Below are 25,217 nucleotides of genomic sequence, written 5' to 3' on the forward strand. Positions count from 1 at the left end.
GTCGCTTGCCACGCGGTAACATGGCGCCCTTTGCCGCCGCGACCGCCATGACCCGATCCCCCGATGACGACGCCCGCCACGGCGTGAGCCGAGACGAAGCCGAATCGGCAGTGCGCACCCTGCTGCGCTGGGCGGGGGAAGATCCCGCCCGCGAAGGCCTGCTGGACACGCCGCGACGCGTGGCCAAGGCCTATACCGAGTGGTTCAGCGGTTACGCGCTCGACGCCGACGCCTACCTCGCGCGCACCTTCGAAGAGGTTGCCGGCTACGACGAGATGATCGTGCTGCGCGACATCGAATACGAAAGCCACTGCGAGCACCACATGGCGCCGATCATCGGCAAGGTCCACGTGGGCTATCTGCCGGCCGGCAAGGTCGTGGGCATCAGCAAGCTCGCCCGCGTGGTCGAGGCCTATGCCAGGCGCTTCCAGGTGCAGGAAAAGATGACCGCGCAGATCGCCGGCTGCATCCAGCGTGCGCTGGCGCCGCTTGGCGTGGGCGTGGTGGTGGAAGGCGCGCACGAGTGCATGACCACCCGCGGCGTGCACAAGCGCGGGGTCAGCATGATCACCTCGACCATGCTCGGCAGTTTCCGCGAGGACGCGCGCACCCGCGCCGAATTCCTGCAGTTCATCCAGGTCGGCGGCGTCCGCCGCTGAGACCCGCTGCGCCGGGCGTCGGCCGCCCGGTGCCTGCGCGCATCAGGCGCCGGCGAAGGTGTCCCACCCCATCTTCGCGATCAGCACCACCACCAGCGCCACGAACAGCTTGCGGATCACCGGCGTGCCGCCGCGCAGGGCAAGCCGCGTGCCGATGACCGCGCCGAGGACATTGGCCGCGGCCATCGGCACCGCGAACGCCAGCAGCACGTGGCCGGCCGGCACGAAGAACGACAGCGCCGCGAGGTTCGTCGCCAGGTTCACGACCTTCGACGCCGCCGACGCGCGCAGGAAGTCGAGACCGAAAAAGCGGATGAACAGGAAGATCAGGAAACTGCCGGTGCCGGGGCCGAACAGGCCGTCGTAGAAGCCGATGGCCGCGCCCATTGCCAGCGCGATCGCCAGATCAGCGCGGCCCAGCGTGCGCGGCCGGTGCAGGGCACCGAAATCCTTGCGGATGAGCGTGTAGGCGAGCATCGCGATCAGCAGGCCGAGGATCAGCGGCCGCACCAGATCGCGCGGCAGCAGGGTGACCGCGGTGGCGCCCAGGAACGAGAACACGAACGCGGTGGCGGCCGCGAGCAGCACCGGTGTCCACGGAAAGCGCACCGTGCGCGCATACCGCCAGCAGGCAGTCGCGGTGCCGAACATCGCGCTGAACTTGTTGGTGCCCAGCAGCGCCGCCGGCGACTGCTGCGGCAGCGCCGTGAACAGCCCCGGCAGCTGCACCAGGCCGCCGCCGCCCACCGCGGCATCGACCACGCCGGCCATCAGCGCCACGCACAGCAGCCACAGCAGTTCCGGAAACAGCGCGTCCAGGGCCGGCAACCACGGAAAAGGGGCGCGCAGCATACCCGCCCCGCCCGTGCCGGTGGGCCGGCCCGCTGGCGTACAATGCGAGGCCGTTTGTCCCCGACGCGCACCCACGTGAAATCCCAGCTCCGCGCCCTGATCGAGCCGCTCGTCGAGCAGGCCATCGCCACCCTGCGCGATGCCGGCACGCTGCCCGCCGACCTCGCCATGCCCGACTTCACCGTCGAACGTCCGAAGGACCGCAGCCACGGCGATGCCTCGACGAACGCGGCGATGCTGCTGGCCAGACCCGCGAAGTCGAATCCGCGCGCGATCGCGCAGGCACTGGTCGGTGCGATGCCGGCCAGCGATGCGATCGAACGCATCGACATCGCCGGGCCGGGCTTTCTGAATTTCCGCTTCGCCGCCGCGGCCTGGCGCGACCAGCTGGTCGCCGTCCACGCCCAGGGCGACAGCTTCGGCCGCAACGACAGCGGCGGCTCGCGGACCGCCGGCGTGGAATACGTTTCGGCCAACCCCACCGGCCCGCTGCACGTCGGCCACGGCCGCGCCGCGGTGATCGGCGATTGCATCGCGCGCGTGCTCGACGCCAACGGCTGGCTGGTCAAGCGCGAGTTCTACTACAACGACGCCGGCGTGCAGATCGAGAACCTCGCCCGTTCGACCCAGGCGCGCGCCAAGGGCATCGGCCCGGGCGATACCGACTGGCCGGCCGATGCCTACAACGGCGAATACATCGCCGACGTGGCGCGCGCGTATCTCGACGGCGCCACGCTGCAGATCGACGGCCAGACGATCACCGGCGCCGGCGATGTCGACGATCTCGATGCGATCCGCCGCTTCGCCGTGGCCTGGCTGCGTCGCGAGCAGAACACCGACCTCGCCGCATTCGGCGTGTCCTTCGACGTGTACTTCCTCGAATCGTCGCTGTACGCCGACGGCAAGGTGGAGGAGACCGTGCGCGAGCTCATCGCCCACGGCCACACCTACGAGGAGGGCGGCGCGCTGTGGCTGCGCAGCACCGACTACGGTGACGACAAGGACCGCGTGATGCGCAAGTCCGACGGCACCTATACCTACTTCGTGCCCGACGTGGCCTACCACCTGTCCAAGTGGCAGCGCGGCTACGTGCGCGCGATCACCGAGCTGGGCGCCGACCACCACGGCTCGCTGGCGCGGGTGAGGGCCGGGCTGCAGGCGCTCGACGCCGGAATTCCGGAGGGTTACCCCGAATACGTGCTGCACCAGATGGTGACGGTGATGCGCGGCGGCGAGGAAGTGAAGCTGTCCAAGCGCGCCGGCAGTTACCTCACCCTGCGGGACCTGATCGAGGAAGCCGGGCGCGACGCGACGCGCTGGTTCCTCGTGGCACGCAAGCCCGATTCGCAGCTGGTGTTCGACATCGACCTGGCCCGCAGCCAGTCGCTCGACAACCCGGTCTACTACGTGCAGCTGTCGCATGCGCGCATCTGTGGCCTGCAGCGCAAGCTCGCCGAGGCGGGCCTGGCGTTCGACCTGCAGAACGGCCTGGCACAGCTGCCCGACATGACCGACACGGCGCTTCGCGACGTGCTGATCGACCTGTCGCGCTGGCCCGAGATCGTCGCTGCCGCGGGCGCGCAGCTTGAACCCCACCTGATCGCGACCTATCTGCTGGAACTGGCCCAGGCCTTCCAGACGTACTACAACGACCACCAGTTCCTGGTCGACGAAGCGGACGTACGCGACGCACGGCTGGCACTGGCCACCGCGGTACAGCAGGTACTGCGCAACGGCCTGACCTTGCTCGGCGTGCAGGCCCCGGAGGCGATGTAATGGCGGCAAGACGCGGAAAATCACAGGCCAGGCGCAGCACGGGCAACTCCGGCAGCCTGCCCGGCTGGGCGTGGATGATCATCGGCGTGGTGCTGGCACTGGGTGTGGTGCTGGCGGTGCCGCGCCTGCTCAAGCCCGATGCCCAGGACGGCTTCTTCCGGCCGAGCCCGAACCCGGACGCGCAGCCGGCGGCAAGCACCGGCGAGGACGAACCGGAACTGCCCACGCCCGCCGGTCAGCGCCCGCGTGCGACCGCACAGACCTCCGCCTCGCCCGACTACGATTTCTACACGATGCTGCCCGAGCAGGAAGTCCCGATGACGGACGCCGAGCTGGCCGCCAGCGCGCGCGCCGAGACCGAGCGCCAGCGCCGCGCCGAGGCGCAGCAGCAGGCCCTGCAGGCGCGGCATCCCGACGCCGCCGACCTGGCGGGTGGCGCGGCCACGTCGCCGCAGCCGCAGCCACTGCCGGAAGCCCCCGCGACCGCGCGTGCGCAGCCGCCGGCCCCGGCGACGCCGGCCACTGCGGCCGCCACCCCGGCGCCTGCCGGCGACAGCGATGCCCGCTACATCCTTCAGGCCGGCTCGTTCAGCGCGTCGGGCGATGCCGAGGCCCTCAAGGCCCGGATCGCCCTGCTCGGGCTGTCGGCGCGGGTGGAATCGGGCCAGGCGGCTGGCCGTACCGTCTATCGCGTGCGCATGGGGCCCTACGGCACCGCGACCGATCTTGCAGAAGCCAAGCAGAAGCTCGGCAACGGCGGTCTGCCGGCACTGGCGATCAAGGCTCAGTAAAAGCGCGTCTTCCGCCGAAGGCGGAAGACACCGAGGCCCCTCTCCCCCAGGGAGAGGGGGGGACCATTTGCGAAGCAAATGGTGGGGTGAGGGACGCCCTCGCGGCATCCAGATTCCGCAAAAGCGCTCCACCGGGCGCGAGGCTTGGCCTCACCCCAGCCCTCTCCCCCACCGAGAGAGGCGACCATTTGCGAAGCAAATGGTGGGGTGAGGGACGCCCTCGCGGCATCCGGATTCCGCAAAAGCGCTCCACCGGACCCGGCGCGAGGTTCGGCCTCACCCAGCCCCTTCTCCTGATGGGAGAGGAACTCAAGGCAAGCCGGAGGACGCCGCCGACTTCCCCCGCCGAGAGGCGACCATTTGCGAAGCAAATGGTGGGGTGAGGAACGCCCTCGCGGGATCCGGATTCCGCAAAAGCGCTCCGCCGGACCCGTTCGGTCTTCACCCACCCTCTCCCGCGGAGAGGGGCTCAAGCCTCCCCCCGGCAAGATTGGCTCGAGGCCCGCCCTCGCCCCGCAGGCCGCCCCGCCTCCCGATCTAGGCCGCTGTCGCCCGATTCCGTGCCGGCCGTCGCAGTCCGATCGCAGTCCGCGCGATCGGTCTGCGGACACTGGGTGCTCAAGGGAGACGAGCGCCATGACCATCGAAGCCGCATTGATCAAACCCGTCGTCGACGCGCTGCTGGCGCTGTTCCAGCAGGGCAGCGAACTCAAGCTCAAGCACAACGCCCAGGCCTCGGTGCGCGAGGCGATCCGCGAACTGCTGCAGGCCAATCCCGACGAGAACCGCGCCGCGGCGCGGATCGCGATCGCGCGCGCCGCCGGCATCCTGTCGGAGGATGTGGTGCTGGCCGAGGACATGCTGCAGAAGCACCGCGCAAGCCGGGCGCGCACGCGCGGAAAGTCCACCACCGGGCGCCGCCGGACGCGGTCGGAACCGGTCGATCCGGGCGCCGATACGGCCGCGCCCCCGGGCGATGCCACGCCGCGGACTCCAACCTCACACTGAGGCTGCAAGGCTGTCCTCCCGTTGTTCTGGAGTCATCCATGGCAGGCATGCTCGTATTGGCGGCGCTTGGCGCACTGTGGTGCGCGAGCGAACTCTGGATCGGACTGCGGCGACGCGCGACCGACCGCAGCCGTGATGGGGGGACCCTGGCGCGCCTGGTGCTGGTGATCGGCGGCGGCGTCGGGGCCGCGGTGTTCGTGGCGCTGTGGTCGCCCGGACGCCTGCCCGCTGCGTGGCAACCGTTCCTGCTGTGGGGCGGCAATACGCTGATGCTGCTGGGCATGCTGCTGCGCTGGTGGGCGATCCGCGTGCTCGCCGAGCATTTCACCGTGGACGTGGCGATCGCGCCGGATCACCGGCTGATCCGCAGCGGGCCCTACCGCGTCGTGCGCCACCCCGCCTACACCGGGCTGTGCACGACCCTGGCCGGGTTCGTGTGTGCGCTCGGCAGCTGGGCGGCGCCGCTGGTGGTCGCCGTCCCCCTGTGGCTCGCGCTGCGGCGGCGCATCGATGTCGAGGAAGCCGCATTGTCGGCGGCATTCCCGGTGGACTATCCGCGCTATGCGCGCGCCACGCGGCGGTTGCTGCCCGGCGTCTGGTAACTCCCGGCGCCGGCGCGGACGCGGGCGCTAAACTGTGCGGCCCTGTCGCGTGCGCGACGGCGCCGGGCTGTCGATCGACAGGTCCGGCGCGGCCGCCGCGTTCCCCCGTATCGCCATCGGCGAGGACTCCCAGATGACCATTCCCTCCGCGACCGCCCTGACCGACGCCGAACTCGATCGCCTCGACCAGTTGCTGGACCGTTGCAGCGACCCCCAGACGGGGCTCGGCAACCTGGAGATGCTCGACGGTTTCCTGTCGGCGCTGGCGGTCGGGCCGGTCGAGGTGGACCTGTCCACGGTGCTGCCTGCGGTCTGGGGCACCGGCCCGGTGGCGCGGCGTGACGAGCGCCAGACCCGGGAGGCCGAAGCCCTGATCGCACGACTCGCGGCAGAAGTGGGCCAGCGGATCCGCCACGATCCGGCCGAAACCCAGGACCGCGAAGCGCTGATGCCGCTGCTGGGCCTGCCGCCGGAACCGGAAGGCGACGCCGCGCCGGTCACCAATGGCCATGACGACGCGCTCGACGGCATCCCCGCCGACTTCCCGTTCGCCGCGGCCTGGGCGGCGGGCTTCCTGCGCGGCGCAGCGCAGCACGAAGACGAATGGTCGAGCTGGATGCAGGAGCACGATGCGATCGACAACGACCTGGGCGTGATCACCCGCCTGGCGATCGTCGATGTCTCGCAGCTCGAGGACGCGGAGATGACCGAGGTCGAGATGCTCACCCTCGACGAGCGTTTCGACCTGTCCTACGACATCCCCGACATGCTCTACGACATGTACCTGCAGCGCCTGCACGACCGGCGCCCGGCGCCGGCCAAGCGCGCGGACGTGCCCGGCCGCAACGATCCCTGCAGTTGCGGCAGCGGCAAGAAGTACAAGAAGTGCTGCGGCGCGGATCAGGCCGCCCAGTGAGCCGCGCCCGCCGGCGCGACATGCGCCGGCACGAGTTCCGAATCGATCGCGCCGTGCGTGCCGGCGCGCATGGCCCCACGGAGATTCCGCAATGACCCGCACCATCCTCGTCACCGGCGCGACGTCCGGTTTCGGCGCCGCCACGGTGGCGCGCTTCCTGGCCGGCGGCTGGCGCGTCGTCGCGACGGGGCGACGTGCCGAACGTCTGCAGGCGCTGGTGGAGACGCATGGCGGCGAGCGTCTGCACACCGCCGCGTTCGACATCCGCGACGAAGCCGCGATGCGCGTCGCGCTCGATGCGATCCCGACGGATTTCCGCGGTATCGACGCATTGGTCAACAATGCCGGCCTCGCGCTCGGCACCGCGCCGGCGCAGCGCGCCGACCTTGCGCAGTGGCGGCAGATGATCGACACCAACATCACCGCGCTGGTCACGCTGACTCATGCGCTGCTGCCGGTGCTGATCGAGCGCCGTGGCGCGATCCTCAACGTCAGCTCGGTCGCGGGCAGTTATCCCTACCCCGGCGGCAACACCTACGGCGGCACCAAGGCCTTCGTCACCCAGTTCTCGCTGGGCCTGCGCAGCGATCTGCACGGCACCGGCGTGCGCGTGACCTCGATCGAGCCGGGGCTGGCCGAAACAGAATTCACCCTGGTGCGCACCGGAGGCGATCAGGCGGCGTCGGACACGCTCTACGCCGGTGCGCAGCCGATCACGGCTGACGATATCGCCGACACCCTGTGGTGGCTGGCCAATCTGCCCGCGCATCTCAACATCAACCGCATCGAGGTGATGCCGGTCAGCCAGTCGTTCGCGGGCTTCCAGATCCACCGCGACGCCTGATTCCGTCTACAGCGCCCGCGGGGCCGCGGGCTATGCCTCGCCGCGCGAACCGCAGCGCGGAGGCCGCGCCTGCCACTGCGCAACCCGAGCGACTCCTCTGCACGCGTGGCGCCCGCCCCGAAGGCGGATACGGGCGCCGCAGAAACCGCTGGCCGCGCCGCTACTGCAGCGGCGCCCAGACGAAGCCGTCGTCACGGCGCACGATATGGCCCAGCCCCGGGAACGGGAAATGCGGCGAGGCGATGGTCAGGCCGCTGTCCGCCACCCGCGCGAGCAGGGCTTCGCGACTGGCCCCGGCAGTGGACGCGTCGCCATCGAACGCGATCGTCCATTGCGGACGCTGCACCGAGACGGCGAAATGATGCGCCGCGTCGCCGATGTAGAGCAGGCGCGCGTCGCCATAAGCGATCTCGAAGGCACTGTGGCCGGGTGTGTGGCCCGCGACTTCGACCGCGGTGACGCCCGGCAGAATCCCCGCGCCCGGCGCGAACGCGTCGACACGGGGCGCGATCGCGGCGACGAGCGCGGCGTTCGAGGCATCGCCCTGCAGCGCCTGCCATTCCGGCGCCGACAGGTGCACGGTCGCATTGGCGAACATCGGCCGGCCCGCCGCATCCACCAGGCCACCGACATGATCGCCATGGGCGTGGCTGATGAAGATGTCGCTGACCTGGTCGGGCTCGATGCCGGCCGCGCGCAGTGACGTGGGCAGGCGCCCTGCATCGGCGAACTTCGCCTCACCGGCGCCAGTGTCGAAGAGCAGCACGCGATCGCCGCTGCGCACCAGCAGCGCCTGCACGCCGAGGCGCACGGTGTCGGTCCCCTCGCCCGCCTTCGTCAGGACCGCGTCCAGCTCCGCCCTGGGCGCGCCGATGCCCAGCGTCTTTCCGTCATTTGCAAACGCGATGTCGCCGTCGCGCAGGACCGCGGCGTCGAGCGTGCCGATGCGGAAACGATGGACGTCGGCGCTTTCGATGGTGGGCGCGGTATCGACCGTCGCCATCGGCGGCGGCGGTGCGTCGACCGTGGTTGGCGGCGGCGCGGGATCGGCGCAGGCCGTGAGCGCGGCGGCGAGCGCGAGGCCGAGGACGGCGCGGTGGGCATTGAAGCGACGCATTGGAAACCTCTGTCGGCGTGGGCGCGGCATGGCGCGCGATCGGCGCAGCATAGACCGCGCGCCGGCCCGCAATGCCGTCGCCTGCGGCCCACTGCATGTCGCGAATGGCGGCCGCGACGATTCGCAGCCGGCGCACGCGGGGAAATCCGATGCCCCGCCGCGAGTCCGAGCGCTGCGCGCCTTGCTAACGTGTCGGCAACCCCAGGCAGGACGCCACGCAATGAAGGGATTCTCCGCCGCCACGCTGATGCCGCTGCTGTTGATGACACTGCCGTGCTGGAGCAATCCACGCGGCGCTGCGCAGGTCGAGAGCGTGTTCCGCGAGGCCGATGCCAATCGTGACGGCGTGATCACCGTGGCCGAAAGCGACGTGGCGACCGCCCGCGAATTCCGCAGGCACGATCTCGATGGCGACGGTCTCTGGAGTGTTGCCGAAGTCCGCAAGCAGCAGCTCGATGCGGGCGCCTCGTCGCTTCCGCCCGACCTCCAGGCGAAGGTGATTAGCGGCGTTCTCGCCTTCTACGATCTCGACGGCGATGGCCGCATCACCCTGGCCAACTTCCAGCAGGGGCAGCTCGGCCTGCTGCTGCAGGCCGACTTCGACCGGGACGGCCAAGTGACGCTGCAGGAGGCGCGACAGCTGTTCGGCGTCGCGCCGCGCTGAGCGCGGCCCGCATCACTCCAGCGGTGTGTCGTCCAGATAGGTGTAGCCGGTGAGCCCGGCCTCGAGCGCATCCTTGAGCCGCTGCGATTCGTCGCCCGGCAGCGATGCATCGTCGACCAGCTCGACATAGCGCGCGCGCAGGTCCGGCAGTGCATAGCCCACGTAGTCCAGCATCACGTCGGTGGTGTCGCCGCGGCGCTGCTGCGCGACCGCGAAGCCGTTGCCATCGATCTTCACTTCGATCGCATCGGTGTCGCCGAAGAGGTTGTGGATGTCGCCGAGGATCTCCTGGTAGGCGCCCACCATGAAGAACCCCAGCCGGTACTGCTCGCCCTTGCGCAGCGGATGCAGCGGCAGCGAGCTGTCGAGGTCCTCGTTCTCGACGTAGATGTCGATCTTGCCGTCGGAATCGCAGGTCAGATCCGCGATCACGCCGCGACGCTCGGGCATCTCGTCCAGACGTTCGATCGGCACGATCGGGAACACCTGTTCGATCGCCCAGACATCGGGCATCGATTCGAACACGCTGAAGTTGACGAAGTACTTGTCGACCAGGCGCTCGTTGAGTTCGTCGAGCAGCGGACGGTGGCTCTTCTCGTCGAAGGTCAGGCGCGCGCGCACCGCATGGGCGATCGCATAGAAGAGATCGTCGATGCGCGCGCGATGGGTGAGATCGAGCTGGCCTAGCGCGTACAGCGCCAGGCCCTCGGCATGCTGGTGCTGCGCTTCGTGGAACAGCTCCACCGCCGGGCGCGAACTCAGTTCGCCATGCAACTCGCGCAGGTTGGCGACCACTGCCGGCTCGTCATCGTGGACGTCAGGCACGCGGCCTTCGGGGGCGCGCTCGACTTCCGAGACATTGGCGACCAGTACCGCGTGGTGGGCGGTCATCGCGCGGCCGCATTCGGTGACGATGCGCGGCGGGGTAAGCCCGTGCTCGGCGCAGGCCTGGGCCAGCGGCTGCACGATCGAGCCGGCGTACTGGCGCACGCTGTAGTTGACCGAGTTGTAGCTGCGCGAGCGGGTGCCCTCGTAATCCACACCCAGACCACCACCGACGTCGACGTGGCTGATCACCGCGCCAAGCCTGCTCAGCTCGACGAAGTAGCGCGTCGCCTCGCGCATGCCGTTGGCGATGTCGCGGACATTGGAGATCTGCGAGCCCATGTGGAAATGCAGCAGCTGCAGGCAGTCGGCCATGCCGGCATCGCGCAGCTTCTTCCACAGGTCCAGCAGCTGGCGCGGGTTGAGGCCGAACTTGGCCTTGTCGCCGCCGCTGTTCTGCCACTTGCCGGCCCCCAGCGAGGCCAGCCGCATGCGCACGCCCAGGCCCGGCTTGACCCCGAGCGCGGCGGCCTCTTCCATCACCAGCGCCAGTTCGGAAGGCTTTTCGACGACGATGAACGTCTGCAGCCCGAGTTTGCGGCCGATCAGCGCCAGACGGATGTATTCGCGGTCCTTGTAGCCGTTGCAGACCACCAGCCCACCCGGCCGAGACAGCGCCAGCACCGCCATCAGTTCCGGCTTGCTGCCCGCTTCCAGGCCGAAGCCGTCACCGTGGTGGCTGGCCAGGGTGCCGGCAACGCCGCGGTGCTGGTTGACCTTGATCGGGTAGACCGCCGTGTAGCCGCCCGGGTATTCCCACTGCGCCTGGGCCTGCGCGAATGCCTCCTGCAACCGCGCGAGACGGTCGCCGAGGATATCGGGGAAGCGCACCAGCATCGGCAGCTGCGCGCCATTGGCGCGCGCCGCATCGACAGCCTCCGACAGTGCGATGGTCGGGCCGTGGGCGCCGCGCGGCGACACGACGATGCGACCCGCGTCGTCGACGTCGAAATACCCTTCGCTCCAGTGCGGGATCGAATAGGTCTTGCGGGCGAGGTCGGTGGACCAGGCGGTCATCGGCGGCATTCCGGGTGTACGTGGGCCGCATAGTCTAGGGGCTGGCGCCCCAAGCGACGGTGACTCGCGTCCAGCGGCACCGGCACCGGCAGCGGGCGCGAACGCTGGGGCGCATGGGCGACCGTGCGCACCCGCCGCGCGAGGCTTGGCTGGGCCCCATCCACGGTCTTTGTGGGGGGGCGCCGCGCATGCGGGCGCGGATTTCCGCCGCGAAGCGGGCCCGGCGACCCCGAGCGGTCACGGACCCTCGGCTACAATGCGCGCCCCCCACACCCATGGACCTGCGCGCATGACCGCCCCGACCTGGCTCTACGAGAATTTCGACAACTCCGGCTCGGCGATCGGGTTCCGCGTCAACGCCAAGCTCGACGAGGTGCAGTCGCCGTTCCAGAAGATCGAGATCTATGAATCGACCGACTGGGGCAACGTGATGCTGATCGACGGCGCGATGATGGTCACCACGCGCGACAACTTCCTCTACCACGAGATGATGTCCCACCCGGCGCTGTTCACCCACGCCGCGCCGAAGACCGTCGTCATCATCGGCGGCGGCGATTGCGGCACGCTGCGCGAAGTGCTGCGTCACCCGGGCGTCGAGAAGGCCGTGCAGTGCGACATCGACGAGCAGGTCACGCGCATGGCGGAGAAGCACTTTCCCGAGCTGTGCGAATCCAATAGCGACCCGCGCGCCGAGATCCTCTTCGATGACGGCATCGCCTACATGGCGAACTGCGCGCCCGGCAGCGTCGACATCGTGATCGTCGATTCGACCGATCCGGTCGGCCCGGCCGAAGGCCTGTTCAACAAGGCGTTCTTCGAAAGCTGCCACCGCGCGCTGAAGGACGACGGCATCCTCGTCCAGCAGTCGGAATCGCCGCTGGTGCTGCTGGAGCTGATCCAGGCCATGCGCGCCGAGATGGGCAAGGCCGGCTTTACGACGTTCCAGACCTTGCCGTTCCCGCAGCCGTGCTACCCGACCGGCTGGTGGAGCTGCACGCTGGCGCGCAAGGGCCAGGGTTTCGACTTCCGCGAGGCCGACGCACGCGCCAAGCCGTTCGAAACGCTCTACTACACCGCCGACATCCACAAGGGCGCGCAGTCGCTGCCGCCGTTCGTGGCGAAGGCGCTGGGCGAAGGCTGAACGCTCCGCAGAGGCAACCCTGTTACCGGGCGCGCACTATGCGCGCCCATCGCGGACGACCAGAAGGCGTCCGCTGATGCGGAGACTCGCGCCTCGCTCCCGTAGGTGAATGACCACGCGGACTCGGCGTAACCTCGGCCTCCCGGCGGATGTTGCCGGGACCGTAATGCACGCCCCTGACGGTCGGCGGCTTCGCGCAGAACCGGTCCGCGCCATAGGCGCATGCGCTGAGTCGTTGTCGTGACTGCGCATCTGCAAGGGCAGCCCGAAGCGTCCAGGCCCGTGGCCATCCCCTCCTCAGCTGACAGCCACACCCTGACGTGTCGCCAGGCGCTGATCGACCCGCCGCTGGGCTGGCCGCGACGGCCACTGCCTCGCGTGCCTGCGCGGGCGTTCAGCCGTGAGCCGTAGCTCAGATCGCGTCGGCATCCAGTTCGCCGGTACGGATCCGCACCGCGCGCTCGAGCTCGTAGACGAAGATCTTGCCGTCGCCGATCTTGCCCATGCCGGCCGACTTGAGGATCGCCTCGACCACGTTGTCGACGATGTCGTCGGTGACCACGATCTCGAGCTTCACCTTGGGCAGGAAGTCGACGACGTATTCGGCGCCCCGGTAGAGCTCGGTATGGCCCTTCTGGCGGCCGAAGCCCTTGACCTCGGTAACGGTGATGCCGTTGACGCCGACATCGGCGAGTGCTTCGCGCACGTCGTCGAGCTTGAACGGCTTGATGATCGCCATGACCATTTTCATCGCATGGCCCTCCCCGGAAATGGATTCGGGGAAAGGATACGCCACGCTCACGGGCGGCCCCACACGATCCATGCACCGGGCCGCTTGTCGCGTCCCGACCCGCATGCTGTAGTGCCGCCCCGCGAGGCGCAGGGATTCCCTACTGCGGCCCACGGCCGCAGCCGACGGCATGCGATCCCACCCCGCGCGAGTCTGAGCCTGCAATCGAGGAACTTGTGATGATCCACCTCAACACCATCGACGAACTGGCCCGCCGCCTCAGTGGCCTGGTGCCGCCCGGCCTGCGCGAAACCCGCGACGACATCCAGGAAAACTTCAAGGCGGTGCTGCAGTCGGGACTTGCCAAGCTCGATCTCGTGACCCGCGAGGAGTTCGAAGTGCAGCGCGCGGTGTTGCTGCGTACGCGCGAGAAGCTCGAGGCACTTGAAGCCCAGGTGCGCCAGATCGAAGCGCAGGCATCGCACTCCACCGGCGGCGATACCGCCAGTACCGGCAGCAACGCGCACTGAGGAGACTCCATGGGACTTGCGCTCGTGCACGGACGTGCGCGCGCAGGCATCCGCGCCCCCGAGGTCAAGGTCGAAGTCCATCTCGGCGGCGGTCTGCCCTCGATGTCGATCGTCGGATTGCCGGAAGCCGCGGTGCGGGAAGCCAAGGACCGGGTACGTGCCGCCATCCAGTGCGCGCAGTACGAATTTCCCGCACGCCGGATCACCGTCAACCTTGCGCCTGCCGACCTGCCCAAGGGCGGCGGACGCTTCGACCTGCCGATCGCACTGGGAATCCTGGCCGCCAGCGGGCAGATTCCGGCCGAGGCACTGCGCGACTGGGAATTCCTCGGTGAGCTGGGACTGACCGGCGAGCTGCGTGGCATCGACGGCGCACTGCCCGCTGCGCTCGCGGTCGCCGGCACCGGGCGCTCACTGCTGGTGCCGGTGGCCAATGGCGCGGAGGCGGCGCTGGCCTCGGACGTGCCGGTGCATACCGCGCGCACGTTGCTGGAGGTCTGCGCGATGCTCGGCGGGCGCAAGACCCTGCCCCGGGCCACGCCGCCACCGCAACGTGCATTGCCGTCGATCGATCTGCGCGATGTTCGTGGACAGACGCAGGCGCGCCGGGCGCTCGAGATCGCGGCGGCCGGCGGTCACCACCTGCTGTTCGTGGGGCCGCCCGGCTGCGGCAAGACTCTGCTGGCTTCGCGCCTGCCCGGCCTGCTGCCGCCGTCGAGCGAGGCAGAGGCGTTGGAAACCGCGGCGGTGCAGTCGATCAGCGGACGCGGTCTCGATCCCACCGTGTGGCGCGCGCGGCCATTCCGCAGCCCGCATCACACCGCCAGCGCGATCGCGCTGGTCGGTGGCGGTGGTGAGCCGCGGCCCGGCGAGGTGTCCCTCGCGCACAACGGCGTGCTGTTTCTCGACGAGTTGCCCGAATGGAGCCGCCAGGCGCTGGAAGTGCTGCGTGAACCGATGGAGTCGGGCGTCGTGACGATCTCCCGGGCCGCGCGCCAGAGCGAATTTCCGGCCCGCTTCCAGCTGGTGGCGGCGATGAATCCCTGCCCATGCGGCTGGGCCGGCGACATCTCCGGACGCTGCCGCTGCTCGGCCGATGCCATCGCGCGCTACCGGGCGCGGATCTCCGGTCCCCTGCTGGACCGCATCGACCTGCACGTGGAAGTGCCCCGGTTGCCCCCCGCTGCGCTGCGACCCGACGCCCCCGGCGGCGAGCCCAGCGCGCTCGTCGCCACACGCGTCGGCGTGGCGCACGCCCGCCAGCACGCGCGTGCAGGTGTGCTCAACGCCCGGCTCGACCAGAGCGGCACCGCCCGTGACTGTCGCCTTGGCTCCGCCGACCAGGCGTTGCTCGAGCGTGCGATCGAAGCCCTGCACCTCTCGGCGCGCGCAATGCACCGCATCCTGCGCGTCGCCCGCACGATCGCCGACCTCGACGGCAGCACGGACATCAGCCAGGTGCACCTCACCGAGGCGCTCGGATATCGCGGGATCAGCGGCAGCGCCGAGATGGGCGCTGCCTAATCCCGTTGCCAGCCACGCTCCGCACCTGACGACTTCTTCCAACGCCATCGGATTGCCGGCATGCCAGCGTGCCACGCAAATTCCCCGGGGAAACCATGCACCCACTCCCGCTCACGACCGGCGTGGCCTTTTGCGCTGTTACCGCTTCCGGGAGGCTGCGGTCTCGTCGCCGCAGTGGGTTCACTGCCGGGGTCGCCCCCTGTGCTTGACGCGTTGCAAATCTCGGCGCCATCGCGCTAGCGTCAGCCGGCGCCACTCACTCAGGGGACAACCAATGCGTCAACTCATGCTCGCGACCGGCATCGCCGTCGCGCTGACCGCCTGTGGCGGTCGCAATGAACCTGCCGATCCTGCCGCGCAGGCACCCGCCGCTGCCGCGCCGAAGACGCTGGCCGATGTCGAACTGATCCCCCGCGAAGCGCTGTTCGGCAATCCCGAGCGCGCCGCCGTGCAGCTGAGTCCGGACGGGCAGTACCTGAGCTGGATCGCGCCGGTCGACGGCACGATGAATGTCTGGGTCGCGCCGGCCGACAATCCGGCCGCGGCGAAGGCGGTCACCCGGGACACCGCGCGCGGTATCCGCAGCTATTTCTGGACCTACAAGCCGGGCACGCTGCTGTACCTGCGCGACACTGGCGGTGACGAGGATTTCCATCTGTTCGCGGTGGACGTGGAGAGCGCGCAGTCGCGCGATCTCACACCGTTCCCCAAGACCACCGCACAGGTCGTCGGCGTCAGCCATCGCCAGCCCGACACCTTGCTGGTGGGCATGAATGACCGCGACCCGCAGTGGCACGATCTCTACAGGGTCGATCTCGCCAGCGGCGAGCGCACCCTGGTCGAGCAGAACACCGACCAGATCGCCGGCTACATCGCCGATGCCGATTACGCGCTGCGCTTCGCGTCGCGCAGTCGGCCCGATGGCGGCATGGACGTCCTGCGTCGCAACGGCGATGCCTGGGAGGTCCAGGACGACATTCCGTTCGAGGACGTGCTGACCACCACGCCCACCGGGCTGACCGAAGACGGCCGGACGCTGTACATGTCCGACTCACGCGATCGCAACACCGCGGCGCTGTATGCCATCGACACGACCAGCGGCGAGAAGACGCTCGTGCATCAGGATCCGCGCGCCGATGTCGGCGGCGGCCTGACCGATCCGCGCACCGGTGTGCTGCAGGCGGTGTCGGTCAACTACCTGCGCGAGGAATGGACCCCGCTCGACGACAGCATCAAGGCCGATCTCGCCAGGCTCGAGGCGATCGGCCCGGGCGAGGTCTCGATCAACAGCCGGACTCTGGACGACAAGCATTGGCTGGTCGCGTACTCGGCCGCCGAATCACCGGTGGTCTACTACCGTTACGACCGCGGCGAGAACGGTGCCGAAGGCACCTTGACCAAGTTGTTCTCCGGCCGGCCGGCGCTGGACGGCAAGCCGCTGGTGCCGATGTGGCCGCTGGAGCTCAAATCGCGCGATGGCCTCACCCTCGTCAGCTATCTCACCCTGCCCAAGCACGCCGACGCCGACAACGACGGCAAGGCCGATGCACCGGTGCCGATGGTCTTGCTGGTGCACGGCGGCCCGTGGGCGCGCGACGGTTACGGCTACAGCTCGATGGACCAGTGGCTGGCGAACCGGGGGTATGCGGTGCTGAGCGTGAACTTCCGCGGCTCGACCGGCTTCGGCAAGGAATTCACCAACGCCGGCAACGGCGAGTGGGCGGCGAAGATGCACGACGATCTGATCGACGCCGTGCAGTGGGCGGTCGACAGTGGGGTCACCACGCCCGACAAGGTCGCGATCATGGGTGGCAGCTACGGCGGCTACGCCACGCTGGTCGGCCTGACGTTCACGCCGGAGACGTTCGCCTGCGGCGTCGACATCGTCGGCCCGGCCAACCTCAATACGTTGCTGTCGACGGTGCCGCCGTACTGGGCGAGCTTCTTCGAGCAACTGACCCGGCGCATGGGCGACCCGCGCACCGACGAAGGCAAGGCCTGGTTGACCGAGCGCTCGCCGCTGAGCCGCGCCGATGCGATCACCAAGCCGCTGCTGATCGGCCAGGGTGCGAACGATCCGCGCGTGAAGCAGGCCGAAAGCGACCAGATCGTCGAGGCGATGACCGCGAAGAACATCCCGGTCACCTATGTGCTGTTCCCCGACGAAGGCCACGGCTTCGCACGGCCCGAGAACAACAAGGCCTTCAACGCGGTGGCCGAAGGCTTCCTCGAGACCTGCCTGGGCGGGCGCTCGCAGCCGATCGGTGAGGAATTCACCGGTTCGAGCATCACCGTGCCGACGGGAGCCGACGGCGTGCCGGGGCTGGCCGAAGCACTGAAGTCGCACACGCAGGAAGTCCGCAAGTAACGACCGGCCAGCTTGGCCGCTGCGCAATAGAGAGGCCGGGCATTGCCCGGCCTCTCCGCTTCATCGGGACCCGGGACTCAGGCCGCCTTCGTCTCGTGGAACTGGTTCTCTTCCGTCGAGCCCGTCAGCGCGGTCACGCTCGACGCGCCGCCCTGGATGACCGTGGTCACGTCGTCGAAGTAGCCGGCGCCGACCTCCTGCTGGTGCGAGACGAAGGTGTAGCCCTTGTCGCGCGCGGCGAATTCGCGTTCCTGGACCTGTTCGACGTAATGCTTCATGCCTTGGCCGCGGGCGTAATCATGGGCGAACTGGAAGCTGTTGAACCAGTTGATGTGGATGCCGGCCAGGGTGATGAACTGGAACTTGTAGCCCAGCGCCGACAGGTCGTCCTGGAAGCGCGCGATCTGCGCGTCGTCGAGGTTCTTCTTCCAGTTGAAGCTCGGCGAGCAGTTGTAGCTGAGCAGCTTGCCGGGGTGCTGTGCATGCACGGCCTGCGCGAACTCGCGCGCGAAGCCGATGTCGGGCGTACCGGTCTCGCACCACACGAGATCCGTGTACGGCGCATAGGCCACGCCGCGACTGATCGCCTGCTCCAGGCCATTGCGCACCTTGTAGAAGCCTTCGGCCGTGCGCTCGCCAGTGACGAAGGGTGCGTCATTGGCGTCGAAATCCGAGGTCAGCAGGGTCGCGGCCTCGGCATCGGTGCGCGCGAGCACGATCGCCGGCACGCCGAGCACGTCGGCCGCGAGTCGCGCGGCGATGAGCTTCTGCACCGCCTCCTGCGTGGGCACCAGCACCTTGCCGCCCATGTGGCCACACTTCTTCACCGCCGCCAGCTGGTCCTCGAAATGCACACCGGCCGCGCCTGCGACGAGCATGTTCTTCATCAGTTCGTAGGCGTTGAGCACGCCGCCGAAGCCGGCTTCGCCGTCGGCGACGATGGGCAGGAAGAAATCGATCGCGTCGTCCTCGTCGAGCTTGCCGTCGGCGATGGCCTTCCACTGGATCTCGTCGGCGCGCTGGAAGGTGTTGTTGATCCGGCGGACCATCGTCGGCACCGAGTCGTAGGCATACAGCGACTGGTCCGGATACATGGTTTCGGAACTGTTGCCGTCGGCGGCCACCTGCCAGCCGGACAGATACACCGCTTCCAGCCCGGCCTTGGCCTGCTGCATCGCCTGGCCGGCGCTGATCGCGCCGAAGGCGTTGACGTAGCCCTTCTTCGCATCGCCGTTGACCAGCGCCCACAGCTTCTCCGCGCCGCGCCTGGCAAGCGTGTGCTCGGGCTGCACGCTGCCGCGCAGGCGCACGACATCGGCAGCCGAGTAGGGTCGCTGGATACCGCGCCAGCGCGGGTTGCGGCTCCAATCCTGCTGCAGGGCATCGATCTGTTGCTCACGGGTGTTCATGGCGGATCTCCTTCGCAAAACGGGAATGGACCGGGGCGATCGGGATGGCGCGCGCCCTCAGGGCAGGCGCGCGTAGGCCGGCACGGTGAGGAAGTCTTCGAGGGTCTCGCGCAGCGTCAGTGCCTCCAGCATCGCGATGGCCTCCGGCACGCGGCCCGCGCCCGGGATGTCCAGGCCCGCCAGCTTCGAGGGCAGGCCCAGCAGCACGCGGTCCAGCAGCGCGGCATCGATCGCGGTGCCGTCGTCGAGATGCAGCGGCGCGTGGCCGTCGTCGGCGTAGTGGATCCATTGCCACAACTGCGCGCGTGCGATCTCGGCGGTCGCCGCGTCCTCCATCATGTGGTGGATCGGTACGCAGCCATTGCCGTCGAGCCAGGCGGCGATGTAGCGCACACAGACCTCGACATTGCCGTCGAACCCTGCCCGGCTGATCGTGCCGATCGGCGGCGCGATCAGATCGTCCCGGTCGACCAGCACGTCATCACGCGTCATCGCGTGCTGGTGCGGGCCGCGCATGCGCTCGTCGAAGACCTGCCTGGCCAGTGGGATCAGCGCCGGGTGCGCGACCCAGGTGCCGTCATGGCCCGCGGTGACCTCGCGCAGCTTGTCGGCGCGCACGCGCGACATCGCGATCTCGTTGGCGGTCGCATCGTCGGCGATCGGGATCTGCGCGGCCATGCCGCCCATCGCGTGCGCGCCGCGGCGATGACAGGTCTGGATCAGCAGCTCGGAGTACGCCTTGAGGAACGGCTGCGCCATCGTGACCTGGGCGCGCTCGGGCAGTACGCGGTCGCGGTGCCGCCGGAAGGTCTTGATGTAGGAAAAGATGTAGTCCCAGCGGCCGCAGTTGAGGCCCGCGATGCGCTCCTTGAGCGCGTGCAGGATCTCGTCCATCTCGAACACCGCAGGCAGCGTTTCGATCAGCACGGTGACGCGGATCTGGCCGCCCGGCAGGCCGAGCCTGCGCTCGATATAGGCCAGTACGTCGTCCCACAGCCGGGCCTCGTCCGCCGATTCCAGCTTGGGGATGTAGAAGTACGGGCCGCGATCCTTCGCCGCCAGCGCATGGGCGTTGTGGAACGCGAACAGGCCCGCGTCGAACAGGGCGGCCGACATCGGCGCCTGTGACCCTGCGCCCGGGCCGCCGCCGATGCACACGTGCTTCTCGTCGAGATGCCAGCCGCGGGGCCGCACCAGCAGCACGGCGCGCTGGTCCTCGGGCCTGAGCGTGTAGCGCTTGCCGCCCGGCGCGTTGAATTCCAGGGTGCCGGCAACGGCATCGCGCAGTGCGCGCTGTCCGGTCAGCAGGTTGTGCCAGGTGGGGGCAGTCGAGTCCTCGAAGTCGGCCATGTAGCAGTTGGCGCCGGAGTTCAGCGCGTTGATGACCATCTTCGGGTCGACCGGCCCGGTGATCTCGACGCGGCGGTCGCGCAGGGCCGCCGGCAGCGGCGCCACCCGCCATTCGGTTTCGCGGATAGCCCGGCTGGCGACGCGGAAGTCCGGGAGCGCGCCGGCATCGTATGCGGCCTGGCGCTCGCCCCGGGCCGTGAGCAAGGCCCGTCGGCGCGGTTCGAAACGCTGGTGCAGTTCGGCCAGGAACGCCAGCGCCGGGGCATCGAGCAGGTCCGTCGCGGTGTCGGCGGGCAAGGTGATGCGGGGTACATCGTCGGACGGGGCTGGTTTGATGACGGCATTCACAGGCTGCGGTCCTTGTCGCGCTCGACGGAGCGGGGTGTCCGACGGTCAGCCCGGCGCAGCTATTTGACAATCCAGTTATGGCAATGCTTAGCATTAGCTGGACTTATAGGAATGCCGCGATGCCGTCCAAGTCACTGCCGCCGCTGAGATTTCCGTACAAGGGCGATCGGCTGAAACCGCTGCGCGCGTTCTGCCAGACCACGCGGCTCGGTTCAGTTTCGCGTGCCGCAGAAGCCCTCTATGTCAGCCAGCCGGCAATCTCGTTGCAGTTGCAGGCGCTCGAGCGCGAACTCGGCGTCAAGCTGCTCGAGCGCAGCGGCCGGCGCCTGGTCCCGACCCGCGAGGGGGAAGCGCTGTATGCGCTGGCCATGCCACTGGTGGAGGGGCTCGATGCCCTGCCGGCGGCCTTCAGGCGCGAGATCGGCGGGCTCGATGCGGGCGAGCTGAAGGTGGCGGCCAACAGTTCGACGATCCTCTACCTGCTGCCGCGTATCGTCGACCTCTTCCGCCGCCAGCACCCCGACGTGCGTCTGTCGCTGCAGGATGCGATCACCGCCGATGGCACCGACCTGCTGCGCAGCGACGCCGTCGACCTCGTTGTCGGTTCGATGGTCGATGTGCCGGGTGACCTCAGCTACGCGCCTGTCTACCGGTTCGACCCGATCCTGGTGACGCCCCTCGACCATGCCCTGGCGCGGTCGAAGCGGCTGACACTCGAGGAGATCGCCCGCTACGGCCTGATCCTGCCGCCGAAACGCCAGGTCACCTACCGTCTCGTCGATCAGGTATTCCAGCAGGCTCGGCTGCCCTACACGGTGGCGCTGGAGGTCGGCGGCTGGGAAGTGATCAAGCAGTACGTGGCGATGGGCATGGGCATCTCGGTCGTCAGTTCGATCTGCCTGGCCGCAGATGACGCCGAGCGGCTGGCGACGCGCCCGGTCGCGGAATGGTTCCCGCCACGCAGCTATGGCGTGGTCGTGCGCAAGGGCAAGGTGCTTTCACCGCAGGCGCGGGCGTTCATCGAACTCATCCGCCCCGACCTGTTCTCGCGACGCGACCGGGAAGATCCCGGCCACTCGGAGCGCTGACGGCCGCCGGCGCCGCCCCACCGCTCGACCACCTCCACGCGCGCGCCGGCGCGCGCGCCCGTGGCAGCAAATCAACGGATCAGGGTGAACTGCGCCGCCATACCCGTCTCCGAGCTCGGGGCGATCCAGACGTCGAACAGGCCCGGCTCGGCGGAGAACGCGCCACTGCGGGTGGTGAAGGCGAGCTGGTCGCGCCGCAGCGTGAACGAGACCGTGGCGTGCGCGCCGGGCTCGAGGGCGACCTTGCGGAAATCCTTGAGCTCGCGGATCGGCCGCACGCGGCTGGCGACACGGTCGTGGATGTAGAGCTGCACGACCTCCTCGCCGGCGCGGTCGCCGTCGTTGCGCAGCGTCACCGACGCCGTCAGCGTGCCGTCCCAGTCGAGCGTGTCGGACGACAGTTCGACGTCGCCATAGACGAAGCGCGTGTACGACAGGCCATGACCGAATGGATACAGCGGGCTGTGCGGCATCTCGCGCCAGCGGCTCTTGAACTCAGTCATCTCCGGCAGTTCCGGGCGGCCGGTGCGTTGCCGGTTGTAGTACAGCGGCTGCTGGCCGGAGTCGCGCGGAAAACTGACCGGCAGACGTGCGGACGGGTTGTAGTCGCCCAGCAGCACATCGGCAATCGCGGGACCGGTGGCGGTGCCCAGGAACCAGGTCGCGACAATCGCCTGCGCATCGCGCACCGCGCCCTGCAATGCCAGCGCGCGGCCATGGCGCAGCAGCACGACCATCGACGTGCCGGTCGCGGCGACAGCCTCGGCCAGCGCCTGCTGCGCGGGCGGCACGATGATCTGCGTGCGCGACTGTGCCTCGCCGCTGTAGCCCTGCGGCTCGCCGATCGCCAGCAGCACGACATCGGCCTCGCGCGCGGCTTCCACCGCCGCTTCGATGCCACCGTCGATCGCCTCTTCCATGGCGCTGCCATCGACGACCGTCAGTGCATCGCCGTCGTCGAGCGCCGCGCGCAGCCCGTCTTCGAGGTTGACGTACAGCGTCTTGTCGCCGAACAGCGTCCAGCAGCCCTCGAGGTTGTCGCGGTCCCGGGCATACGGGCCGATCAACGCGATCCGCTGGCCGGACTTCTTCAGCGGCAGCAGCTCGCCCTCGTTCTTCAGCAGCACGATCGACCGGCGCGCGGCGTCGCGGGCGAGGTCGAAATGCAGCGCCTGCGGGTCGAGCGCAGCCTCGGCCTGCGGATCCAGCGAGCGGTAGGGATCGTCGAACAGGCCGATCGCCTGCTTGACGGCAAGCACGCGCCGCACGCCGCGGTCGATCGCGGACATCGACACCTCGCCGCGGGCCACCAGCTCCGGCAGGTGCGTGGCATAGAGACCGCTCTGCATGCTCATGTCGACGCCCGCCGTGAACGAGAGCCTGGTCGCCTCGCGATCGTCGGCGGCGAAGCCATGCGCGACGAGCTCGAAGTCGGCGGTGTAGTCGGAGACCACGAAGCCCTTGAAGCCCCATTCGCCGCGCAGCAGGTCGGTCAGCAGGCCATCGTGCGCCGAGGCCGGCACCCCGTTGATGTCGTTGAAGGCGCTCATCACCGTCATCGCGCCGGCATCGAGCGCGGCCTTGAACGGGGGCAGGTGCACGTCGCGCAGCGTGCCTTCGGAGATCTCGACACTGTTGTAGTCGAGCCCCCCCATCACCGCGCCGTAGCCGACGAAATGCTTCGGCGTGGCGAGCAGGGAGTCGTGCGCGGTCAGATCGTCGCCCTGGAAACCGCGCACGCGCGCGGCAGCGAATGCGTTCGCCAGCACCACGTCCTCGCCGGCAGCCTCGGCCACGCGGCCCCAGCGTTGATCACGCGCGATGTCGAGGGTGGGTGCGAATGTCCAGTGCAGGCCGCATGCGGTCGCTTCGATCGCCGCCGCGCGGGCGGTGCGCTGCGCAAGCGCCGGCTCGAAGCTGGCGGCCTCGCCCAGTGGAATCGGAAACACCGTGCGCATGCCATGGATCACGTCGGCGCCCATCAGCAGCGGGATCCCGAGCCGGCTTTCCTCCACCGCGATACGTTGCGATGCGTATCCCTGACGCGCTCCGACGCCGTTGAACACGGCCCCGACGCGCCCGGCACGGATCTGGGCGCGCAGCTCGTCCGCATCGCGCTCGTTCATGTCGGGATTCACGTCAGCGGCGAAGGGCCTCAGCATGTCGGCGAAGATACCGAGCTGGCCGATCTTCTCCTCGAGCGTCATCTGCGCGAGCAGGGCCTCGAGGCGGTCGTCTAGGCGCATCCTTCCATCCGTGTAACCGGTTACAGCGGAGGATTATAGGCTGCGCGTCCGAAGGCCGCTCCAGGGACGGATCGGGCCCGGCGATCCGTCACCGATCAGTCGGTCCGCTGCGGCGGCTCCGGCTCGGGCGGCGGCGGGTCCCCGGCAGGCACGAAGGGCGAGACCGGATCGCTGGCCGGGAACGTCTCTTCCAGGGCCTCGTCCTGGTTGTCCTCGCGATGGCCCTTGGACGTGTCGTGCTCGGGGGCCGCTGGCGTCCGCGGCGTGCTGGTGGGGTTCTGGCTCATGCCGCCACGTTGATCCGGGGCATGACGAGACGGCGTGAAACCCGCTGGCGCTTGACGCCGGTTGCACGGGACCGGTGCAAGCCTCCGCCATCCCGCCCGGCGCCCCGCCGGGCACCGCAATGGAGGCCGTCATGGCGCGTCCCATCTGGTCCGGCTCGCTGTCCTTCGGCCTGCTCAACATCCCGGTCTCGCTGATGTCCGGGGAGCGCAGAACCGACCTGAGCTTCCGGATGCTGGATTCACGCGACAAGAAGCCGATCCGCTTCGAGCGGGTCAACGCCGACACCGGCGAGGAAGTGCCATGGAAGGAGATCGTCAAGGCCTTCGAGTATGACAAGGGCAGCTATGTCGTCATCGAGAAGGAAGACATCGCCTCGGCGGCGCCCGAATCGCACGAGTCGGTCGATGTCGAAGCCTTCGTCGACGCCGGCAGTATCGGCGTGCGCTTCTACGAGAAGCCGTATGTGCTGGTGCCAGGCAAGAAGGCCGAGAAGGGCTACGTGCTGTTGCGCGAGACGCTCAAGAAGACGGGCAAGGTCGGCGTGGCCCGCGTGGTCATCCGCACCCGTGAATACCTGTGCGCGGTGATGCCGGAGGGCGATGCCCTGATCCTGATGCTGTTGCGCTACCCGCAGGAACTCGTCGACCCCAACGACTACAAACTGCCCGAGGGCTCGGCGTCGAGCTATCGGATCGCCGACAAGGAATTCGACATGGCCGCCCAACTGATCGAGTCGATGTCGGCCGAATGGGCGCCCGATGCCTATCACGACGAGTTCCGCGAACGCCTGTCGGAGATCATCAAACAGCGTATCGAGGCCAAGGGCGCGACGGCGAAGGTGACCGAGGAATCGCCGCACCGGGAGGACGCGGCGACCAACGTTGTGGACTTCGTCGCTCTGCTGCAGAAGAGCCTCGGCGAGAACCGCCGCACGCCGGCCAAGGCCGAAGCCACGACGCCGGTCAAGAAGACCGCCAAGACCGCCGCCAAGAAGACCGCGAAGAAGGCCGCCAAGAAGACCGCGTCCCCGGCGGCGAAGAAGGCCGTACGCAAGGCCTCGTGAC

22 protein-coding genes are annotated in these 25,217 nt (G+C 69.0%); 14 read left to right on the forward strand and 8 right to left on the reverse strand.

Translation table 11 applies throughout. The features are described from left to right. Positions 1-47 precede the first annotated feature (47 nt). Complete coding sequence (folE, locus tag EGK76_RS09890) at positions 48-659, forward strand: GTP cyclohydrolase I FolE (RefSeq protein WP_096300213.1); 612 nt, start codon at positions 48-50, stop codon at positions 657-659. Between the two features lie 42 nt (positions 660-701). On the opposite strand, the gene EGK76_RS09895 is transcribed toward folE, so the two are convergent. Beyond that, positions 702-1,511 carry a TSUP family transporter gene (locus EGK76_RS09895; RefSeq protein WP_123832498.1) on the reverse strand — a complete coding sequence of 270 codons (810 nt, stop codon included), beginning with the start codon at positions 1,509-1,511 and terminating at the stop codon, positions 702-704. A 42-nt stretch (positions 1,512-1,553) separates the two neighbouring features. On the opposite strand from EGK76_RS09895, the gene argS reads away from it, so the two are divergent. The 6 genes from argS to EGK76_RS09925 all read left to right on the forward strand — a co-directional run bounded on the left by argS (position 1,554) and on the right by EGK76_RS09925 (position 7,448). Then, a complete protein-coding gene (gene argS / locus EGK76_RS09900) occupies positions 1,554-3,287 on the forward strand; it encodes an arginine--tRNA ligase (RefSeq protein WP_123832499.1) in 1,734 nt (577 codons plus the stop codon). Next, complete coding sequence (locus tag EGK76_RS09905; protein ID WP_123832500.1) at positions 3,287-4,078, forward strand: SPOR domain-containing protein; 792 nt, start codon at positions 3,287-3,289, stop codon at positions 4,076-4,078. Before argS ends, EGK76_RS09905 begins: the two co-directional genes overlap by 1 nt. 636 nt (positions 4,079-4,714) lie before the next feature. Next, positions 4,715-5,086, forward strand: a complete 372-nt coding sequence (locus EGK76_RS09910) for a hypothetical protein (protein ID WP_123832501.1) — start codon at positions 4,715-4,717, stop codon at positions 5,084-5,086. A 38-nt stretch (positions 5,087-5,124) separates the two neighbouring features. After that, positions 5,125-5,688: an isoprenylcysteine carboxylmethyltransferase family protein gene (locus tag EGK76_RS09915; RefSeq protein ID WP_096296870.1), complete on the forward strand. Its 564-nt coding sequence runs from the start codon at positions 5,125-5,127 to the stop codon at positions 5,686-5,688. A 133-nt stretch (positions 5,689-5,821) separates the two neighbouring features. Then, the gene (locus tag EGK76_RS09920) at positions 5,822-6,604 is read left to right on the forward strand and encodes a UPF0149 family protein (RefSeq protein WP_123832502.1); all 783 of its coding nucleotides are present in this window, start codon (positions 5,822-5,824) and stop codon (positions 6,602-6,604) included. A 91-nt stretch (positions 6,605-6,695) separates the two neighbouring features. After that, entirely contained in the window at positions 6,696-7,448 is a 753-nt protein-coding gene (locus EGK76_RS09925) for an SDR family NAD(P)-dependent oxidoreductase (RefSeq protein WP_096296868.1), read from the forward strand. A 160-nt stretch (positions 7,449-7,608) separates the two neighbouring features. Here the strand turns inward: EGK76_RS09925 and EGK76_RS09930 are convergent, their stop codons facing one another. Further along, positions 7,609-8,565 carry an MBL fold metallo-hydrolase gene (locus EGK76_RS09930; protein ID WP_199730898.1) on the reverse strand — a complete coding sequence of 319 codons (957 nt, stop codon included), beginning with the start codon at positions 8,563-8,565 and terminating at the stop codon, positions 7,609-7,611. A gap of 220 nt (positions 8,566-8,785) precedes the next feature. Here EGK76_RS09930 and EGK76_RS15400 point away from each other — a divergent pair, with 220 nt between their 5' ends. Beyond that, the gene (locus tag EGK76_RS15400; protein ID WP_158613480.1) at positions 8,786-9,229 is read left to right on the forward strand and encodes an EF-hand domain-containing protein; all 444 of its coding nucleotides are present in this window, start codon (positions 8,786-8,788) and stop codon (positions 9,227-9,229) included. A gap of 12 nt (positions 9,230-9,241) precedes the next feature. On the opposite strand, the gene speA is transcribed toward EGK76_RS15400, so the two are convergent. After that, positions 9,242-11,131, reverse strand: a complete 1,890-nt coding sequence (speA, locus tag EGK76_RS09940) for an arginine decarboxylase (protein WP_096296867.1) — start codon at positions 11,129-11,131, stop codon at positions 9,242-9,244. A 289-nt stretch (positions 11,132-11,420) separates the two neighbouring features. On the opposite strand from speA, the gene speE reads away from it, so the two are divergent. After that, entirely contained in the window at positions 11,421-12,272 is an 852-nt protein-coding gene (gene speE, locus EGK76_RS09945) for a polyamine aminopropyltransferase (protein WP_096296866.1), read from the forward strand. 412 nt (positions 12,273-12,684) lie between these two features. On the opposite strand, the gene EGK76_RS09950 is transcribed toward speE, so the two are convergent. After that, positions 12,685-13,023 carry a P-II family nitrogen regulator gene (locus tag EGK76_RS09950; protein ID WP_096008039.1) on the reverse strand — a complete coding sequence of 113 codons (339 nt, stop codon included), beginning with the start codon at positions 13,021-13,023 and terminating at the stop codon, positions 12,685-12,687. 218 nt (positions 13,024-13,241) lie between these two features. On the opposite strand from EGK76_RS09950, the gene EGK76_RS09955 reads away from it, so the two are divergent. From EGK76_RS09955 to EGK76_RS09965, 3 genes are all read left to right on the forward strand, one after another. Beyond that, positions 13,242-13,532 (forward strand): accessory factor UbiK family protein, encoded by a 291-nt coding sequence (locus EGK76_RS09955; RefSeq protein ID WP_123832503.1) that lies wholly within the window; start codon positions 13,242-13,244, stop codon positions 13,530-13,532. Between the two features lie 9 nt (positions 13,533-13,541). Next, positions 13,542-15,056 (forward strand): YifB family Mg chelatase-like AAA ATPase, encoded by a 1,515-nt coding sequence (locus EGK76_RS09960; RefSeq protein ID WP_123832504.1) that lies wholly within the window; start codon positions 13,542-13,544, stop codon positions 15,054-15,056. 274 nt (positions 15,057-15,330) lie between these two features. After that, positions 15,331-17,424 carry a S9 family peptidase gene (locus EGK76_RS09965; protein ID WP_123832505.1) on the forward strand — a complete coding sequence of 698 codons (2,094 nt, stop codon included), beginning with the start codon at positions 15,331-15,333 and terminating at the stop codon, positions 17,422-17,424. A gap of 77 nt (positions 17,425-17,501) precedes the next feature. Here EGK76_RS09965 and aceA read toward each other — a convergent pair whose 3' ends face one another. Then, positions 17,502-18,833 (reverse strand): isocitrate lyase, encoded by a 1,332-nt coding sequence (gene aceA / locus EGK76_RS09970; protein ID WP_123832506.1) that lies wholly within the window; start codon positions 18,831-18,833, stop codon positions 17,502-17,504. A gap of 57 nt (positions 18,834-18,890) precedes the next feature. Then, positions 18,891-20,486 carry a malate synthase A gene (gene aceB, locus EGK76_RS09975; RefSeq protein ID WP_233580272.1) on the reverse strand — a complete coding sequence of 532 codons (1,596 nt, stop codon included), beginning with the start codon at positions 20,484-20,486 and terminating at the stop codon, positions 18,891-18,893. Positions 20,487-20,650: 164 nt separating this feature from the next. On the opposite strand from aceB, the gene EGK76_RS09980 reads away from it, so the two are divergent. Further along, entirely contained in the window at positions 20,651-21,619 is a 969-nt protein-coding gene (locus EGK76_RS09980; RefSeq protein ID WP_123832508.1) for a LysR family transcriptional regulator, read from the forward strand. Between the two features lie 71 nt (positions 21,620-21,690). On the opposite strand, the gene EGK76_RS09985 is transcribed toward EGK76_RS09980, so the two are convergent. Then, positions 21,691-23,865: a glycoside hydrolase family 3 N-terminal domain-containing protein gene (locus tag EGK76_RS09985; RefSeq protein WP_123832509.1), complete on the reverse strand. Its 2,175-nt coding sequence runs from the start codon at positions 23,863-23,865 to the stop codon at positions 21,691-21,693. Between the two features lie 95 nt (positions 23,866-23,960). Continuing rightward, positions 23,961-24,152: a hypothetical protein gene (locus EGK76_RS09990; RefSeq protein WP_123832510.1), complete on the reverse strand. Its 192-nt coding sequence runs from the start codon at positions 24,150-24,152 to the stop codon at positions 23,961-23,963. 131 nt (positions 24,153-24,283) lie between these two features. Between EGK76_RS09990 and EGK76_RS09995 the strand changes: the two genes are divergently transcribed. Then, entirely contained in the window at positions 24,284-25,216 is a 933-nt protein-coding gene (locus EGK76_RS09995; protein ID WP_123832511.1) for a Ku protein, read from the forward strand. The last annotated feature ends 1 nt before the right edge of the window (position 25,217 follow it).

Source organism: Luteimonas sp. 100069, assembly GCF_003813845.1.
GTDB classification, from domain to species: domain Bacteria; phylum Pseudomonadota; class Gammaproteobacteria; order Xanthomonadales; family Xanthomonadaceae; genus Luteimonas; species Luteimonas chenhongjianii.